Genomic DNA, 15,803 nt, shown 5'->3' with positions numbered 1-15,803 from the left:
CAATCATTTGTTATTCATGAGAAAAACAGTCGCTTTACTTACACTCACGTTCTTTATGTTAAGTTGTAATAAAAAAGGAGATCATCAAGTTATTACTGTTTCTAAAACGCAGGCAACACCTGTAATTGATGGTATTGCTAATGATATTTGTTGGCAAAATACCAATTGGTTACAGCTTGACCAACGATGGATTGGCAATACATTCACTCCCGATGATTTTACAGGAAAGTACAAGCTGAGCTGGAATGAAGAGGCGCTCTATATACTAGTCGAAATTGTCGATGATGTTTTGTTGGATCAATATGATAACCCCTTGACTTTATGGTGGGATGATGATTGTGTAGAGGTTTTCATCGATGAGGATAATTCAGGAGGGATGCATCAATACAATCATAACGCCTTTGCTTATCATGTGGCTTTAGATGGAAATGTAGTTGATCTTGGTCCTGACAAGCAGCCACATTTATATAATGACCATTTAATTTCAAAAAGAATAACGAATGGAAATACCTCTACATGGGAGTTGGCTGTAAAATTATATGATAATGACTTTAAGGATGGTAAAAAAAATACACCTAAAAAATTAATTTCAGGAAAAAATGTAGGGTTTGCACTTGCCTATTGTGACAATGACGCCAGTAAAGAGCGGGAAAATTTTATCGGATCAGTCTTTGTACCGGGCGAAGATAAAAATCAAGGGTGGATCAATGCCGATATTTTTGGCACATTAATACTAAGCAACTAAGGCTTAGTTCCCCTCATCCCAATGTAAGACCCCTAAAACGAGGTTACCTTCTTCACTCATTGCCGTATTGGATAAAAGTAACGGGCTTGTTACTACCTCATTTTCCGATCTTATTCGAATGGCTATCGTATAGTCTCCTGAAGCAATATCTGTTGGCAAACTCAAAGTATGGTTAGTTTGCACCGTCCCTATTGCCATGTCTGTCAAAGACAATAAATCTAATTGTTCTTCCTCTAATAATTCAGAAGTTGATGTATTTTGCAACCATATCTCTAACGTCCAACCTTCATAAGTGGGTGCATTCCCTTCATTTAACCACGATAAGTCTATGCGTAAACTAAAAGTTCCATTGGATTCTGTAATAGCTATATCTGAAGCAGTAATGGCATATTTATATCCCAAAGAACGAGCTGCTTCCATGAATGAATTCTGTTCAGCAGCCGTCAATGACTGCCATTTTTCTTCACTTGTACCATTAGGCCCTACATTTCCGTTACCTACTGCTGAGATATGAAATTCGGCTATTTGATTAATGGCAACCTCAAAATTCGTAGTTAAATTTCCGGAGAAAATCCGACAAAATTCACCTATAAAGGGAGCCTTCTTCCAATTCTCCTGAACTTTCTCCATTATTTCAGGACGCACCCTAAATTGTTGAAAAAAATCAGTTTCTCCAATACAATCTACCCGGAGCCCTACAGGAACACTTGCTATCTGCTGGGTATTCATCGCATAATCCGTGGCATTAAAATGATCAACAGTAAGCTTTGCCAACTGTAATACATCAGGGAAAGCATTAAGGTGCATATCTACATAAGCAATTTCTGATGCCTCTGTAATTGGAACAATTGTTCCGGGGGCTTTGGAATAATCAACATCATCTGAAATCGCCCACTCGCCCCATGCACCTACCATTCCAATATCAATCCAAGCCAGATTATTGCTGTCAGGGATTCCCGTTGCTAGCGCTTGAAATAGTGCATTGGCACGTGCTATGAGAAAGGGGTCGTTCCAGTCCGGCATAGCTGTTGGCGCTAAGGTACTGCCATTAAGGTAATCGTTCACCGTCCATACACAGCCATTTTGGCAACTGGGGTTGTTTACTATGTAGCTAGGCATATAAACACTTGTATCGCCATGCCCTGCCATAGCACGGATACGAAAGGCAAAACGTTTTCCTTCCGCAATTGCTGCATTATAATCGTCAATAATCCTTGAAAAGTCATACACGCCCATAGCGGTCTCTATATCTTTCCAAAAATACCTTTGATACATTTCTCGTGATGCTACCGGAGCTACTTCTTCATTTCGCCATTTATATAGACCGCGAAGGGGGTTTATCCTAAAATCTTCCTGAGAAGACAATAACTCAAAGGTGTTTTCTTCGGAGGTAATCACCCATGATGGATCAGTACCTGTTCCGGTACCCGGGTCCGGGTCTGGAACTATAACATCATCATCCGGTTTTCTGGAGCAAGCAAATAGAATAATTATAAAAATTATGGCTAAACCATAGTTTAGATATGCATTATAAGTAGGCTTCATGTAGCTAAAATATGTAAATATTTTATTGTTATATTACATTTTTAGCTAAAAAAAGGGAAGTAATTTTCATTTGCTCCCCTTTTTAAACATATTAACCAAACCAAATTATCATAGTTCCTCTAACCAATTGCTTACAGCCTGCCCTATTTCATCAGGACAGTCTTCTTGGATATAATGAACACCTTCTCCTACTTTTTTTACTGTAATATTTTTCATGCTAGCTTCACACCAATCCACCAGTGGTTTTGGCATAATACCTCCCGGTTCTGCATATAAAAGCAGTTTAGGGATTGCTGTTTCCTGCATAAACATGTTATATGCATTTACTGCTTCTACTACTTCTTTAGGTTCCCCTGCTATAGGAAGCTCATTAGGCCATTTCCATACCGGCTTTCTATCCGCTTCTTTTTCAAAAGGAGCCCTATAGGTATTCATCTCTTCATCACTAAGTTTCCTTAGAATTCCCATAGGCAATATTTGTTCTACGAACATATTTTGCTTTATTAACAGCTCCTCTCCAACCCCGGCAGTCCTGAATTGTGAAAAAATATCTTTCATGGCATCAGGTACAGAGTCCCAATCGGGAACTGCATTTATAATGGCTTCCATAAACACAATGCCTTTGACAAGTTTTGGGTGGTTTTTCGCAAAATGAAAAGCAATTGCCGATCCCCAGTCATGGCCTACTAATACAATCTCTTTTAAACCTAATTTATCTATTAATAATGTTTCTACATATTTATAGCTTTCAAAAAAACCATAATCGCTTTCAGGTTTTGCAGATTTTCCCATCCCTATTAGGTCAGGGGCAATACACATTCCCTGCCCACTTACATGAGGAATGATATTTCTCCATAGGTACGAAGAAGTAGGGTTTCCATGTAAAAATACAATCGGGATACCTTCACCCGTTTTAAGGTAATGGATTTTTTGCCCTAATACTTCAGTAAAGTGCGACGTTATTTTATCTTTTGTCAATTCTCCCATAGTTTTAAGCTACTTTATTAAGGTTCTTAATGGCTTTCTTCAATACTTTTTTCATGATGATTCCCATAAAGAAACCTTTTACAGGGTTTTTAGGGTTAAAGTATTGTGACCAACTTACGGTAGTAGTGCCATCACCATTGTCTTCACATTCTACAACTCCCAAGTGGTCAGATGCGTCGGCAGTATCCTCTGCTGAGTATGCATACAGTTTTGGAGGTTGCCATGCCACGATCTTCTCTACCAATCGGTCTTTACCGAATTGACATACACGTACCGAACCTACATCGCATGCGCCTGTGGATGCAGAAGAATCATGGTTCATCTCTACTTTTTTCATCATAGGGACCCATTTGGACATACTTTCATGATCTTTTAACTGATCGAAAACTTCTGTTACAGATTTTTTTACAAGACCAGACACTTTTGCTTTCAAAGGTGCTTTTGTGTGGTCTTTCGGGTTAAACGTTGCTACTTGTGCTTCCATTTTTAATTTTAATTTAATTAGACTAGTCGTATTATATTTATGTAAATTTTTTTAACTCGAAAAAGTATATTCCATAAACAACTGCAGAGGTTTTTCAGACTGTTCTGTTTTCATCCTCAATAGAGCACCGTGCCAGTTGTTTTGAATATAGTCTGCCCATTCGGATGCATCGGTGTTTTTCACCTCTCCCGCTTCTTGTGCTTCTTTTATGGTTTGTTCCAGTAAATATTTTGTCTTCTTTAATTCATTATTGACAGCATTGCTTAAGGTAGTATTCAAGTCTCCTACCTCCTGGCTCATGTTCCCTATAAGACAACCGCAAGTATAACCCCTTCTGGCCATTACTTTTATTAGATCTGTATAAAATGTTTTTATCCTATTTAAAGGGCTCAATTCTTTATTGTTCACATACGATTCTAAATGTGCGTACAGTTTAGCACCATAGAACTGTATCAATTGTGCCCCAAAATCTTCTTTGCTTTTAAAATGATTGTAAAACGACCCTTTTGGAATATCGCTTACTTTCAACAATTCATTGAGACCAGAATAATTATATCCTTTAAGGATCATTACTTCTAGCCCTTTCTCTAATATTTCTTCTGTGGTATATTTTTGTCTCATAATTAGACCGGTCGTATTGCAAAGATATAAATAAAAACACAAAGTATCTGATGATAGTCAAATATATTTGGTTATTATTAACCAGGTTTTATATAATAGGCTCAATAAGTATCGTTAAACTTAACGGTTTTTTTCATTAAGACTTGGTAAATAGCAACAATACTTATTGAGCTTATGTTTTAGACTCAGTCAATCTCAGGTTCAGATGGAGGATCAAAAGTGTCCAATGGTATTTCTATATTAGCTTCTATTTTACTCCAAATAGTAGCATTTAGAAACGCTCCTGTTCCCTCTCTTCTTTCAATTTGAGCAAAAGGATACAAAACCCCATTGACATTTCTATAATCAGAATATTTAACAATGATTTCAACATCATCACCGACCGCATGAATTGGCATAACTTTACGTTGGCCAATCAATAAATATGAATCCTTATCGAAATAGAAATTCGTTATGTATTCAGAATTCATTACATGTATAATAACCTCTATATTATGTGCCATTAGCCCTCCTAAAGACACTAATCCTTTATATGACATTTCATGCCCTTTCTCTTCAGCATCAATGAAAGGATAGTCAAATTCACTTGAAACAAGTATAACTTCTTTAGCTTCTCCTTCACTCAAAATGAGACCTCTTCCTTTATGATATTCCCAAGCTTGACCATTATATCCTTCCTCAAATCCTACTAAATCAATATCACCAATGATTCTATAATTGGGTCTTCTTTTTTGAATCTTTGCTACTGCAATAATATTATAAGCCGGTTCTATATAATGGCCATCTTTACTGAGTGTATTGATACTTTTCAATTTCTCATAGCCACCAACAGCTTCATAGTATTTATTGACAATAAAGTCAGGTGTGAAATTCTCTTTTTGCTTGTCTACCGAAGTACATCCGGTCAAAAGTATGGAGGTTGTTATAATAATAAATATATTGGTTAACATAATCTTGTTTGGCATAGTTTTAATTTTTAATAGTTTTAGTTTAGTTGAATACTTAATTAATATCTGATAAAAGTGTTTGTAAAAACTATTGGTTAGTCACATTTCGCAATGCTACATCACTGTAATGGGCATTTATTTTAATAATCTTATCTTGATTTTTGTTTTTATAATACCCTTTTATCAATTTATTCGCATAATTGTCAGTGGTTTTTACGATCATCTCTTTGGGATATTTTACTTTTGAATCTGCTCCATTATAATAAAAATTAAATCCGGTTTCCGGAAGGATGATCACGGTATCGGTATTTTCCAAATTCACATCCAACGTCGAAAAGTTCTTGTTTATGTTTCCAACATATAGTTCGCCAAATGAACCATTAATAAACCCATTATCTATTAGATTATCAATCACAACATTGGATGAATTGGCGGTTAATTTCAAGCTCTTTACATTTTCAATAGCCACTTTATCAACATAATTTACTTTTAACTGTCCATAATTCCAGTTCTGTACAGCAACAGGGGCATAAAAAGCTTCAATGTCTGTGTATTCGCCATTTATGTTATTGGCAAGCAACCTTGTATAAGACAAGGTTGCTTTAATGTTTGTAGTGTTTTCTGCCAATTTCACTTCGCCGTGCCGCACGTTCATTTTTAGTTTGGCATCTTTTGGTATTTTGATTTTAATGGTTTTTTTTACTTTTAGGTTTCCTTTTTTACCATCAGGGGCAAAGAAAAACATATTCCCCTCTTTTTTGTTTCGCATGGTTTCCTTTAAGATGATTTTTGCTTCTTCTATTTCATGCTTCTGCTCCTCTATAGCCTTTTTTGCTTCTTTTAAGGCCTGTTCTTTTTCTTTTTTGATTTCATCTCTATCTATTTTTACTTCCCACTTTATTTTTTCCATTTCTTTTTTATGCTGTGCCATTTCCTTCTTCCAAACTTCCATTTCTTTTTTGAAGTTTTCATTAAAATTTTTATTAAACTTTTCTTTCCACTTTTTTAGATAGGCATCGCCTTCTTTTTCATAAGCTTCATAATCGAAAGAAAAAGAATCAAATTCGTGAAATACCATGGGTGGTATCGGAGGCATTACATGCAAGCTATCCAACTGGATAACAAACGGAGCAATTTCCGGTATCTCAGAAATTTCCGGCATCACAAAATCAAATTCCATGGTGCCGGGAGCTATCACTGTTGCATTTCCTCCTCTGTGAAACCACATATTTCCTTTAGTACTGATAGATACCTTGCTTTTATTTCCTAGAGCTTCAAAATCCCAACTTTCAAAATATCCTTCGACTTCTTCTTCAGAAGCTCCATCTATTTCTAAGATAGCCGTTATCTCTACTTTGTTTTTGTTCCACGTTTCAAATTCAATATCTGTGTAACTGGTGTTGATATCGATGGTAACATCTTTGTTTACATCAAAACTTTCAGTAGTCTTTTTTGTTTGCTTTTGTGCATAAACACTAAAAGTTGCTCCTGTTACTAGTACCCATAGTACTATACTAAGCTTGTTGATCTTTAACTGTTTCATTTGTTTTCTCTTTTAGTTCTTTTAATTTGTCTTTTAACTTGTATAGCAATTGTAACCGTAATTGTAAATTATTAATAAGTGCCGTAACGGTATATTCATTAGGCCCTATACTGTTTAATTCTTCGTTTAAGGTTTTGTATTCTTCGTCTAGCTCTTCCAGCCGGTTTATATAACTGTCGAAAAGTTGTTTGTTTTCTGGGGTTACCTCAATCTCTAATAGTTCTAAATTGATATTAGCTAAATAATAATCCTGAACCTTTTTGAGTTCAGGGGAGATATCACCTAGCGTAATTCCATTTTCAATGGTTGGCTCATCCTTTTTAGTTTCTACAACTGTATTATTATCGTGTATATTCTTGTTCTTGTTCAAATATTGATACGAAAAATAGCTTACCGCAATTAATACTGTAACAGATGCTGCTATTTGAAAAATGAAAAAAGAATTCTTTCTATGCTTAGGCAATACTATTTCAAGCTTTTGTAAAAAGCGTTCCTCGTGCCCTTTTTTCATTTTATGAGTAGTTAAATGTTCCTTCTCCTTAAAAAGTTTTCTAATGTCTTGTGCCATAATGTTTACTTTTTAATAATTCTTTCAACTTGTTTTTTCCTCGCATCAGTTGCGTTCTTGAAGCTACTTCTGTAATGTTTAGTATTTCCGAAATTTCTTTGTGGTCATAACCTTCCATTAAATACAGCATCACCACGTATTTATACTTGTCCGGCAATGTTTCTATAGTGGCTTTCACTTCTTCAATGCTTATTGGATCTTCTACATCCCAATTGTTGTCATCTGCCATGTACATATACCCTTCATCTAGCTCTAATAAGTATTCTTTTTTCTTCTTTAAAAAATCAATGCATTTGTTGACCACTATTTTCTTTAACCATGCACCAAAGGTTACTTCTGCTTTGTACTGTTCTATTTTTTTGAATGCTTTGATAAATGCTTCTTGAACTACATCTTCTGCATCTTCTGTATTTTTTAGAAAACGCATTGCTACACAAAACATTCCGTCACAATACTGTTGATAGAGCTTCAGTTGTGCCTTACGGTTATTATTTTTACATTTTTCAATGACTCCAATTGGAAACATGCCGGCTGTTTCTGGTGGTTACAATTACTATTCACCTCTAAAGACGAGTCTTTTTTAGAAGTGTTGCAAAAAGATATATTTTTTTTACCTTGATACCAAACATATTTTATATAGTGATAGTTACCCTAAGTAATGATAAGATTCCTATTACGTTTCTTTTACTTTTAAAACTATCATCCGAAATACTTGAAAAAACTATCTGTTTTTAAGTATTTTTACAAAAAGTAATTAATCTTAAAAAAGTATATGAATAAAACAGTAAAATGGGCTATCATCATAGTCTTAATATTAGGAGTTGGTGTCTTTGGCCTTTTTAAATATATGCAAACCCAAACCAAAAAACATAGTCCGGAAGAAACCGTAACTTTTAACCAAGGTGAAACTGAACTCTCTATCACCTATAGCAGGCCCTACAAAAAAGGAAGGGATATTTTTGGGGGATTAATTCCTTATGGTCAAGTATGGCGTACAGGAGCAAACGAGGCTACTGTTTTTAAAACCAATAAAGACCTTTCTATTGGTGACAAAACACTAAAAGCAGGAAAATATACGCTCTGGACCATTCCTAATGAAAATGAATGGGCTGTTATTTTCAATGATAAAATGTATGGTTGGGGGGTTGGTTATGGTGGAGTTCCCTCTAGAAACCCTGAGTATGATGCTGTTACCATTAATGTGCCTGTGGAAACACTTCCCACTTTTTTAGAACAATTTACCATCGCATTTGAAGAAAATGAGGATGTTTATTTAACGTTCTCATGGGATCAAACTAAAGTAAAAGTACCTATCTTAAAATAATTTTGAGTGTAAAAAAACATCTTTCATCATCAGCTAAAGAAGAAAAAGAACAATCTTTTTCTTCCGTATCTAACAATTCTGTTGCCCGAAGAAATCAGCCTTCAGTAAAAATGTTGGTTTCAAGTATCTTAAATCATGATAAGGTAATGCTCAGCAGAGCCATTACACTTATTGAGAGCACACATCCGGACCATGCACAAAAAGCTTCGGAAGTCATTCGTAAATGCCTTCCATATGCAAACAAATCCATTAGAATTGGTATCACCGGTGTTCCGGGAGTAGGCAAAAGTACTTTTATTGAAGCTTTTGGAAAGTATTTGACAACTATAGGAAAAAAGGTAGCTGTACTCACTATAGACCCTAGCAGTTCTATAACTAAAGGAAGTATTTTAGGGGATAAAACCCGAATGGAAGAACTGGTGAAAGATGAGAATGCTTATATAAGGCCTTCTGCTTCCGGAGATTCCTTAGGAGGGGTGGCACGCAAGACCCGGGAAGCTATTATTTTATGTGAAGCAGCTGGTTTTGATACGATCATTGTAGAAACAGTGGGGGTTGGACAAAGTGAAACAGCTGTTCATAGCATGGTTGATTTTTTTCTGTTATTAAAACTTGCAGGGGCAGGTGATGAACTACAGGGCATCAAACGGGGGATTATGGAAATGGCCGATGCTATCATTATCAATAAAGCTGACGGTGAAAACATTAAAAATGCACAACGTGCAAAAGGAGAGCTTGCAAGAGCTTTACATTTATATCCTCCAAAAGAAAATGGTTGGACCCCCAAAGTAACTACATGCTCAGCCCTAGATAAAAAAGGGATTAAGGAAGCGTGGGGACTCATCGATAGTTTTATAGTTCACAATAAATCAAGCAGCCATTTTCATCGCCGACGAGCACAACAAAACAACTATTGGCTTATACAAACTATAGAGGGGCAACTGAAAACCAATTTTTATAACCACCCCAAAATAAAACCTGCTTTAAAAAAACAACTAGAGCGTATTGAAAAAGGCGAAGTGTCTCCATTTGAAGCTGCTAACGAACTTCTTAAAATATATAATGGGAAGTAATGTCTGTTTATGTTTCATATAAAAAGAATACATTTGCATAATTAGTCATCTCAAAGAATGAATTACGAGTTTACCATCATTATTCCGGTCTATAATGAAGAGGAAAATTTAAAACGTGTAGAGCAGGAACTTTCCAATTATCTTAAAATAGCTTCCCGAAAAACCAAGGTACTTTTTGTAAATGACGGTTCTAAAGACAATAGTCAAGAGCTGATTGAAGTTATATGCCATAGAAACCTGGATTTTAATTTTATACAGTTTGCCAAGAATTGTGGCTTAAGTGCTGCAATTAAAGCGGGAATTGATTATGTAGATACTGAATTGACTGGTTATATAGATGCTGATTTACAAACTTCTCCGGAAGATTTTAATCTTCTACTAGAATACATTGGAGAATATGATTTGGTTACCGGTGTCCGGGCTGACAGAAAAGATTCTTTTGTGAAAAATATGTCTTCCATTATAGCAAATGGCATACGGCGTGCTTTTACACACGATGGTATGGACGATACCGGATGCCCCTTAAAAGTTATTAAAACTGAGTATGCAAAACGCATTCCCATGTTCAGGGGGCTGCACCGTTTTCTTCCTGCCATGATACTACTGCAAAATGGTAAAATCATCCAAATCCCCGTCAGGCACTTTCCTAGAATTGCCGGAAAAGCAAATTTTGGCTTATGGAACCGTTTGCTTGGGCCTTTAATGGATTGTTTTGCCTATTTATGGATGAAAAAAAAATACATCAACTACCAAATTGATAAGAAAGGATAAATGAGTGATTGGATTATATACACCATTGGTTTTTTAGCACAAATCCTTTTTTCAAGTAGAATACTTATTCAATGGATTGTTTCCGAAAAAAGCAAGAAGGTACTAACTCCAAAAATTTTTTGGAAATTCAGTCTATTAGCTTCTTTTTTACTGTTTATATATGGCTGGCTTCGCGATGATTTTGCCATTATGCTTGGGCAGACACTTACTTATTTTATATATATACGAAATCTTCAGCTCCAGGGAGAGTGGATAAAGCTCCCAAGGTTTTTTCGAATTTTCTTGTGGGTGTTCCCTGTTTTAGTTGTCATATACGGATACAATAACAATGCGTACGATTTAAATGATTTTTTTAAGAATGATGCCATCCCATTATGGCTATTAATTTTAGGTAGCGTAGCACAAATTATCTTTACACTACGCTTTGTGTACCAATGGTTTTATTCTGAGAAAAGAAAAGAATCCAGTTTGCCGTTTGGGTTCTGGCTATTAAGTCTTATTGGGTCTTCTTTAATATTGACCTATGCCATTATCCGAAAAGACCCTGTTTTATTTGCAGGCCATGCATTAGGTATTATTATTTATACAAGAAACCTTCTAATTATAAAAAAGCAGGATGGTTAAATGGTTTTTTCATAATCCTATAAAGACTGTTCTCATTGTGGGGGCATGTATTTTTTTGTTCAATCTACATATTTTACCAGTTTCCATCATGGAAGCTCGTAATTTCATTTCTGCAAGGGAAATGGTGACTGAAGGAAATTGGCTTTTAACTACGATGAATGATTTTCCAAGGTATGAAAAACCTCCATTGCCCACATGGTTAACTGCAATTGCGGCATATTTATTTGGAATCGATAATAGTTATGCATTACGTCTTCCTACAGCTCTTATGGCTATAATGCTTGTGCTAGTATTGTGTTTTTTCTCTTTAAAATTACTAAATGACAAAAAGCACAGTCTCATAAACGGGCTTGTTATAATGACTTCTTTTTATATTATCGCTATTACTATAGAAGCACCATGGGACATTTATACACATGGTTTTATGCTGACCGGCATCTATTTTTTATTTCAGTTTTTTCAACATCACAAGAAATTATGGAGAAATGCCCTATTAGCTGCTTTGTTCATAGGGTTGTCTTTTATGAGCAAAGGGCCTATTTCACTCTACGGGCTCTTCCTTCCTTTTTTAATTGCCTATGGGGTTACATTCAGGTTTTCAAGTTTTAAAGGAAAGTGGGGCGCTTTTATAGTTTTTCTAATTGCCACTATTTTAATTAGTAGTTGGTGGTTTGTTTATGTCCGTATTGCTGACCCGGAAGCTTTTCTGGCCATTACCAAAAAAGAAACAGGTAATTGGGGAAGTTATAACATCCGGCCTTTCTATTATTATTGGAGTTTCTTTACACAAAGTGGCATCTGGACAATTCCTGCATTCGTAAGTTTGTTATATCCGTACTTAAAAAATAAAGTGAGTAATAAAAAAGGTTATTTATTTTCTTTCTTATGGACTATCAGCGTTGTTGTTTTATTATCCATTATTCCGGAAAAGAAAAGCCGTTATCTAGTCCCTGTGTTAATTCCGTTAGCTATTAATATTGGATTTTACATAGAATATTTGATCCGAGAATTTAAAAATATAACCGACTGGAAAGAAAAGTTTCCAATATATTTTCATTTTGCAATAATTGCAGCTATTGGAATTGTTTTTCCTTTTGCCGGGTACTTTATGTTTAATGAAAAAATCAATAATGAATGGTTAAATTTTGTAATAATGGCTACTATATTATTCATTATTGGGATCAGTATAATCTATCAATTGAGAAAAAAGAATATAACGTTACTTTTTTTCTTATCTATTGGATTTATTATGAGCATTACGGTATTTGGAATTCCTATTTCAAAAGCCTTCCATGTAAATAAAGACCATAAAAATATCAACCTCCTTTATCAAAAAACTACAACTAATCGACTTACTGTCTACAATTATGGAGAAATTGCTCCTGAAATGGTTTGGTATTATGGGAGAGCTATCCCTGTTTTAAAACAAGATGAGCAAATTACGGTTCCAAGTGATACTGCTTTTGGGGTTTTAGTAACTCTCCATGAAGAAAATGAATTTAAACGTATCTTTGGTAAAAATCACACTTTGATTTTAGAAGAAACGTTTGATTTAAACAAAACATCTTCTTCGGAGCAAAAAGGCTATAAAAAAAGGTTGGTCAGTCAATATTATATTGTAAAAAAATAAGTATGCAAACATTTACAAAAACAGAACGTATTGGTTATTTCTTTCTTTTAGTTGTTTTCTCAATAGGGCTATACCTTGGCTTTAAAGACATTGCTTATTTTGACACTGTTTTTACAGTTGAAGATGGGCCTGTAGAATGGACCACTGCCTTAATGCTGTTTTGTGTTAGTCTTTTGTCCATATGGCATCTTTTTTCCTTTTGGAAGTCTAAAAAGCTACTCTGGAAATTTGGGACTTTTGTTTTTATTGTCTTGTTCTTTTTTGCAGCAGGTGAAGAAATTTCATGGGGACAGCGTATTTTTGAAATAGAATCTGGAACATTCTTTCAAGAAAACAATGCGCAGGGGGAAACCAACTTACACAATCTTGTTGTAGGTGGAAAAAAACTCAACAAAATCATCTTTAGTCAATTATTGATGGTAGTGATGGTTTTATATTTAATAGTTACCCCACTACTCTACCGAAAAGTAAATTGGCTGAAAAAATTGGCTGATGAGTTTGCAGTACCAGTTGTCCATTGGCATCACACTATTGCTTTTATGGTTGGAACCGCATTGGTGGCCTTAAACCCGTCAAGTAGAAAATGGGAGGTGTATGAATTGGCTTTTGCCGTTATTTTTCTTCTTATTTTTCTAAACCCATTCAACAAACACATTTTCGAGAAAAATGCTTAGCTAGTTTTGTTTGTCCTAATTATTTTATCGTTAATTTTTTGAACCAAAATAAAAAATAGCCACCCTATTAATAACCCTACACTTATTCCGGTAATAATGTCCATAGGAAAATGTACTCCAATATAGATACGGCTATAAGCAACCATTAATGCCCATATAACTAATACTACAGAAAACCATTTAACATAGGGTCTGAATAAGATTGCAAAGAACGTGGCTACAGCAAATGAATTGGCTGCGTGTGCCGAAAAATAACTGAATTTCCCTCCACAATATGCTTTTACTAAACGCATACTGTTCATCACTGTTTCATCATGACACGGCCTTAGCCGGGCAACTCCATATTTAAATACATTTGCTAATTGATCCGTTACTATAATCATTACCACTACTGATACTATAACCACCAACGTACGTTTGAATCCTAATTTTTGAAATGATAGCACCAGTAAAACTATATAAAGCGGTATGGATGTCCATTTATCAGTTACAAGCAGCCAAAAACCATCCCATGGCTCACTTCCCAAATTGTTAAGGAAGATGAATAATTCTTTGTCATACGCAATCAGTCTTTCTAACATAGTTTATTTCTTTATTGTTCTTCATAGCGTTGCAACTCCCGGTCATAAAATCCGGTTGCTTCATTGATGAGTGCTACCATCTCTTCTTCTAACTCTTTTTTTTCAGAAGGATCTAAATCCTCTAGCCATTCTACATTATCATCTACTAAATTAATAACAAAACGAGGGAAGTCAGTATGAACAATAAAGATGGCATCCGGATAATCCGTATTGTCCCCTAATAAAAATTTTGGAAGGTCCATAGTGTATGTATAAATTATAATTTACAGTGCTTTAATAAGCCTTTTCGTCAATAAATCAAATCGTATATAAAGCATTATTGCTGAAGCTGTCAAACCAGCTAAAAGCCCTATCCAAATCCCCATACTTCCCATATTTGTATACAGTCCTAAATAGAAAGATATCGGAAATCCTATAACCCAATATGCAATAAATGTTATAAATGTAGGTATTTTTACATCTTGAAGCCCTCGTAAGGCTCCTAATACAACTACTTGTATACCATCTGATATCTGGAAAAAAGCAGCAATCAGCAATAATTGGGAAGCAATGGTGATCACTTCAAAATTATCTACTTGATTTAACAAATCGTGTTCGTCCAAATAAATTGTTGGCAATAGATCCTTAAAAACAAGGAAAAATGTTGCAAAAAGAATTTCCAATATTAAAGTGAGCAGAAAGACCGACAATGCAATTCTACGGAGTTCTGAAAAGTTCTTTAGCCCTTTTTGATTTCCCACCCGGACCATAGAGGCTACACTAAGCCCCATGGCTACCATAAAAGTCATACTAGCTAGGTTTAAAGCAATTTGGTTTGCCGCTTGAGGGTTTTTCCCTAGTACACCGCTCAACCATATTGCTGCTGTAAAAATGGCTACTTCAAAAAACATCTGCATCGCTGAAGGAAACCCTAAACCTATAATCTTCCTTAACACTGATTTCTTCACAACCCCAAAGTTAAAATGTGTAACATAAACATGAAACTTTTCTTTTCGTTGTAGCAACCACCATAAATAGGAAAGCATTACAATGCGAGATACTAGGGTTCCTATAGCTGCTCCGATAATCCCTAATTTTGGTGCTCCAAAATGTCCAAAAATAAGCACATAATTAAGGCCTATATTTATAACATTAGCCAGTACTGTAGCATACATGGGGTATTTAGTTTGAGATAGCCCCTCTGAGAATTGTTTAAACGCTTGAAACATTACTAATGGAATAAGTGATAATGCTACCAAATCCATATAAGGCAAAGCTAATGCTATCACTTCTTTTGGTTGATTCATGTAATACATGAGTGGTTTAGATAGCATAATCAACAGAAATAAAACAATCCCTAATGTTGTACATAGAAGAAGTCCGTGTTTTAGTGCAGCCTTTCCTTTAGCTACATTCTTTTCGGCATCCGCTTCTGCAACCAGAGGTGTTATAGCTGTTGAAAAACCTATGCCTAATGACATCGCAATAAAAATGAAACTATTCCCTAACGATACAGCAGCCAATTCTGCAGTTCCTAATTGCCCTACCATGATATTGTCTGCAAAAGCAACAAAGGTATGTCCTAACATTCCTAATATGACAGGGTATGCCAATTGTAAATTATACCGGAATTCTTTGGTGTATTGTGTTAGTGGCATGTGACTATGAAACGGCAAAGATACACAGTTCTGAAACTTTTAATCAGAA

18 protein-coding genes are annotated in these 15,803 nt (G+C 35.2%); 7 read left to right on the top strand and 11 right to left on the bottom strand.

Features of this window, described 5'->3' with window-relative positions; all coding sequences use genetic code 11:
* Window positions 1–16 precede the first annotated feature (16 nt).
* Window positions 17–745 carry a sugar-binding protein gene (locus tag WBG21_RS10070; protein WP_340077487.1) on the top strand — a complete coding sequence of 243 codons (729 nt, stop codon included), beginning with the start codon at window positions 17–19 and terminating at the stop codon, window positions 743–745.
* Between the two features lie 3 nt (window positions 746–748).
* Here the strand turns inward: WBG21_RS10070 and WBG21_RS10065 are convergent, their stop codons facing one another.
* The 8 genes from WBG21_RS10065 to WBG21_RS10030 form a co-directional block, all read right to left on the bottom strand.
* Complete coding sequence (locus WBG21_RS10065) at window positions 749–2,290, bottom strand: DUF4832 domain-containing protein (RefSeq protein WP_340077485.1); 1,542 nt, start codon at window positions 2,288–2,290, stop codon at window positions 749–751.
* A gap of 108 nt (window positions 2,291–2,398) precedes the next feature.
* The gene (locus WBG21_RS10060) at window positions 2,399–3,277 is read right to left on the bottom strand and encodes a haloalkane dehalogenase (protein ID WP_340077483.1); all 879 of its coding nucleotides are present in this window, start codon (window positions 3,275–3,277) and stop codon (window positions 2,399–2,401) included.
* Window positions 3,278–3,281: 4 nt separating this feature from the next.
* Window positions 3,282–3,761, bottom strand: coding sequence for an SRPBCC family protein (locus tag WBG21_RS10055; protein WP_340077481.1), 480 nt, complete (start codon window positions 3,759–3,761; stop codon window positions 3,282–3,284).
* Window positions 3,762–3,812: 51 nt separating this feature from the next.
* Window positions 3,813–4,382: a TetR/AcrR family transcriptional regulator gene (locus tag WBG21_RS10050; protein WP_340077479.1), complete on the bottom strand. Its 570-nt coding sequence runs from the start codon at window positions 4,380–4,382 to the stop codon at window positions 3,813–3,815.
* A gap of 185 nt (window positions 4,383–4,567) precedes the next feature.
* Window positions 4,568–5,347: a hypothetical protein gene (locus WBG21_RS10045; RefSeq protein WP_340077477.1), complete on the bottom strand. Its 780-nt coding sequence runs from the start codon at window positions 5,345–5,347 to the stop codon at window positions 4,568–4,570.
* Between the two features lie 70 nt (window positions 5,348–5,417).
* Window positions 5,418–6,872: a hypothetical protein gene (locus WBG21_RS10040; protein WP_340077475.1), complete on the bottom strand. Its 1,455-nt coding sequence runs from the start codon at window positions 6,870–6,872 to the stop codon at window positions 5,418–5,420.
* Window positions 6,844–7,440 carry a hypothetical protein gene (locus WBG21_RS10035; protein WP_340077473.1) on the bottom strand — a complete coding sequence of 199 codons (597 nt, stop codon included), beginning with the start codon at window positions 7,438–7,440 and terminating at the stop codon, window positions 6,844–6,846. Before WBG21_RS10035 ends, WBG21_RS10040 begins: the two co-directional genes overlap by 29 nt.
* Complete coding sequence (locus WBG21_RS10030; RefSeq protein WP_340077471.1) at window positions 7,424–7,966, bottom strand: RNA polymerase sigma factor; 543 nt, start codon at window positions 7,964–7,966, stop codon at window positions 7,424–7,426. The genes WBG21_RS10035 and WBG21_RS10030 overlap by 17 nt, the downstream gene beginning before the upstream one ends.
* A gap of 246 nt (window positions 7,967–8,212) precedes the next feature.
* On the opposite strand from WBG21_RS10030, the gene WBG21_RS10025 reads away from it, so the two are divergent.
* The 6 genes from WBG21_RS10025 to WBG21_RS10000 all read left to right on the top strand — a co-directional run bounded on the left by WBG21_RS10025 (window position 8,213) and on the right by WBG21_RS10000 (window position 13,536).
* A complete protein-coding gene (locus WBG21_RS10025) occupies window positions 8,213–8,764 on the top strand; it encodes a DUF2911 domain-containing protein (RefSeq protein WP_340077469.1) in 552 nt (183 codons plus the stop codon).
* A gap of 2 nt (window positions 8,765–8,766) precedes the next feature.
* Complete coding sequence (gene meaB / locus WBG21_RS10020) at window positions 8,767–9,837, top strand: methylmalonyl Co-A mutase-associated GTPase MeaB (protein ID WP_413789401.1); 1,071 nt, start codon at window positions 8,767–8,769, stop codon at window positions 9,835–9,837.
* 57 nt (window positions 9,838–9,894) lie between these two features.
* The gene (locus WBG21_RS10015; RefSeq protein ID WP_340077467.1) at window positions 9,895–10,608 is read left to right on the top strand and encodes a glycosyltransferase; all 714 of its coding nucleotides are present in this window, start codon (window positions 9,895–9,897) and stop codon (window positions 10,606–10,608) included.
* On the top strand, window positions 10,609–11,232 hold the full coding sequence (locus tag WBG21_RS10010) for a lipid-A-disaccharide synthase N-terminal domain-containing protein (RefSeq protein WP_340077465.1): 624 nt from the start codon (window positions 10,609–10,611) through the stop codon (window positions 11,230–11,232).
* An 88-nt stretch (window positions 11,233–11,320) separates the two neighbouring features.
* Window positions 11,321–12,862 carry an ArnT family glycosyltransferase gene (locus WBG21_RS10005; RefSeq protein ID WP_340077463.1) on the top strand — a complete coding sequence of 514 codons (1,542 nt, stop codon included), beginning with the start codon at window positions 11,321–11,323 and terminating at the stop codon, window positions 12,860–12,862.
* Between the two features lie 2 nt (window positions 12,863–12,864).
* A complete protein-coding gene (locus tag WBG21_RS10000; RefSeq protein ID WP_340077461.1) occupies window positions 12,865–13,536 on the top strand; it encodes a hypothetical protein in 672 nt (223 codons plus the stop codon).
* Here the strand turns inward: WBG21_RS10000 and WBG21_RS09995 are convergent.
* Genes WBG21_RS09995 through WBG21_RS09985 form a run of 3 tightly spaced genes read right to left on the bottom strand, consistent with a single transcriptional unit; the run spans window position 13,533 to window position 15,754 of the window.
* The gene (locus WBG21_RS09995) at window positions 13,533–14,117 is read right to left on the bottom strand and encodes a phosphatase PAP2 family protein (RefSeq protein WP_340077459.1); all 585 of its coding nucleotides are present in this window, start codon (window positions 14,115–14,117) and stop codon (window positions 13,533–13,535) included. The two genes, WBG21_RS10000 and WBG21_RS09995, sit on opposite strands and share 4 nt — an antisense overlap.
* Window positions 14,118–14,128: 11 nt before the next feature.
* Window positions 14,129–14,359 (bottom strand): hypothetical protein, encoded by a 231-nt coding sequence (locus WBG21_RS09990; RefSeq protein ID WP_340077457.1) that lies wholly within the window; start codon window positions 14,357–14,359, stop codon window positions 14,129–14,131.
* Between the two features lie 21 nt (window positions 14,360–14,380).
* Window positions 14,381–15,754, bottom strand: a complete 1,374-nt coding sequence (locus WBG21_RS09985) for an MATE family efflux transporter (protein WP_340077455.1) — start codon at window positions 15,752–15,754, stop codon at window positions 14,381–14,383.
* Window positions 15,755–15,803: the final 49 nt, after the last annotated feature.

The organism is Leptobacterium meishanense, from assembly GCF_037645805.1.
In the GTDB taxonomy this organism is placed as follows: domain Bacteria; phylum Bacteroidota; class Bacteroidia; order Flavobacteriales; family Flavobacteriaceae; genus Leptobacterium_A; species Leptobacterium_A meishanense.
Note: the sequence above shows the minus strand (reverse complement) of the source record. Positions and strands in the feature narration are given on the sequence as shown.

Bases quoted from the DNA above. Each gene is read 5' to 3' on its own strand.
- WBG21_RS10010 (WP_340077465.1), top strand. From the start codon at position 10,609: ATGAGTGATTGGATTATATACACCATTGGTTTTTTAGCACAAATCCTT.
- WBG21_RS10045 (WP_340077477.1), bottom strand. From the start codon at position 5,347: ATGCCAAACAAGATTATGTTAACCAATATATTTATTATTATAACAACC.
- WBG21_RS09995 (WP_340077459.1), bottom strand. From the start codon at position 14,117: ATGTTAGAAAGACTGATTGCGTATGACAAAGAATTATTCATCTTCCTT.
- WBG21_RS10060 (WP_340077483.1), bottom strand. From the start codon at position 3,277: ATGGGAGAATTGACAAAAGATAAAATAACGTCGCACTTTACTGAAGTA.
- WBG21_RS09990 (WP_340077457.1), bottom strand. From the start codon at position 14,359: ATGGACCTTCCAAAATTTTTATTAGGGGACAATACGGATTATCCGGAT.
- WBG21_RS10005 (WP_340077463.1), top strand. From the start codon at position 11,321: ATGGAAGCTCGTAATTTCATTTCTGCAAGGGAAATGGTGACTGAAGGA.
- WBG21_RS10070 (WP_340077487.1), top strand. From the start codon at position 17: ATGAGAAAAACAGTCGCTTTACTTACACTCACGTTCTTTATGTTAAGT.
- WBG21_RS10050 (WP_340077479.1), bottom strand. From the start codon at position 4,382: ATGAGACAAAAATATACCACAGAAGAAATATTAGAGAAAGGGCTAGAA.
- WBG21_RS10055 (WP_340077481.1), bottom strand. From the start codon at position 3,761: ATGGAAGCACAAGTAGCAACGTTTAACCCGAAAGACCACACAAAAGCA.
- WBG21_RS10040 (WP_340077475.1), bottom strand. From the start codon at position 6,872: ATGAAACAGTTAAAGATCAACAAGCTTAGTATAGTACTATGGGTACTA.
- WBG21_RS10025 (WP_340077469.1), top strand. From the start codon at position 8,213: ATGAATAAAACAGTAAAATGGGCTATCATCATAGTCTTAATATTAGGA.
- WBG21_RS10030 (WP_340077471.1), bottom strand. From the start codon at position 7,966: ATGTTTCCAATTGGAGTCATTGAAAAATGTAAAAATAATAACCGTAAG.
- WBG21_RS10000 (WP_340077461.1), top strand. From the start codon at position 12,865: ATGCAAACATTTACAAAAACAGAACGTATTGGTTATTTCTTTCTTTTA.
- WBG21_RS09985 (WP_340077455.1), bottom strand. From the start codon at position 15,754: ATGCCACTAACACAATACACCAAAGAATTCCGGTATAATTTACAATTG.
- WBG21_RS10015 (WP_340077467.1), top strand. From the start codon at position 9,895: ATGAATTACGAGTTTACCATCATTATTCCGGTCTATAATGAAGAGGAA.
- WBG21_RS10065 (WP_340077485.1), bottom strand. From the start codon at position 2,290: ATGAAGCCTACTTATAATGCATATCTAAACTATGGTTTAGCCATAATT.
- WBG21_RS10035 (WP_340077473.1), bottom strand. From the start codon at position 7,440: ATGGCACAAGACATTAGAAAACTTTTTAAGGAGAAGGAACATTTAACT.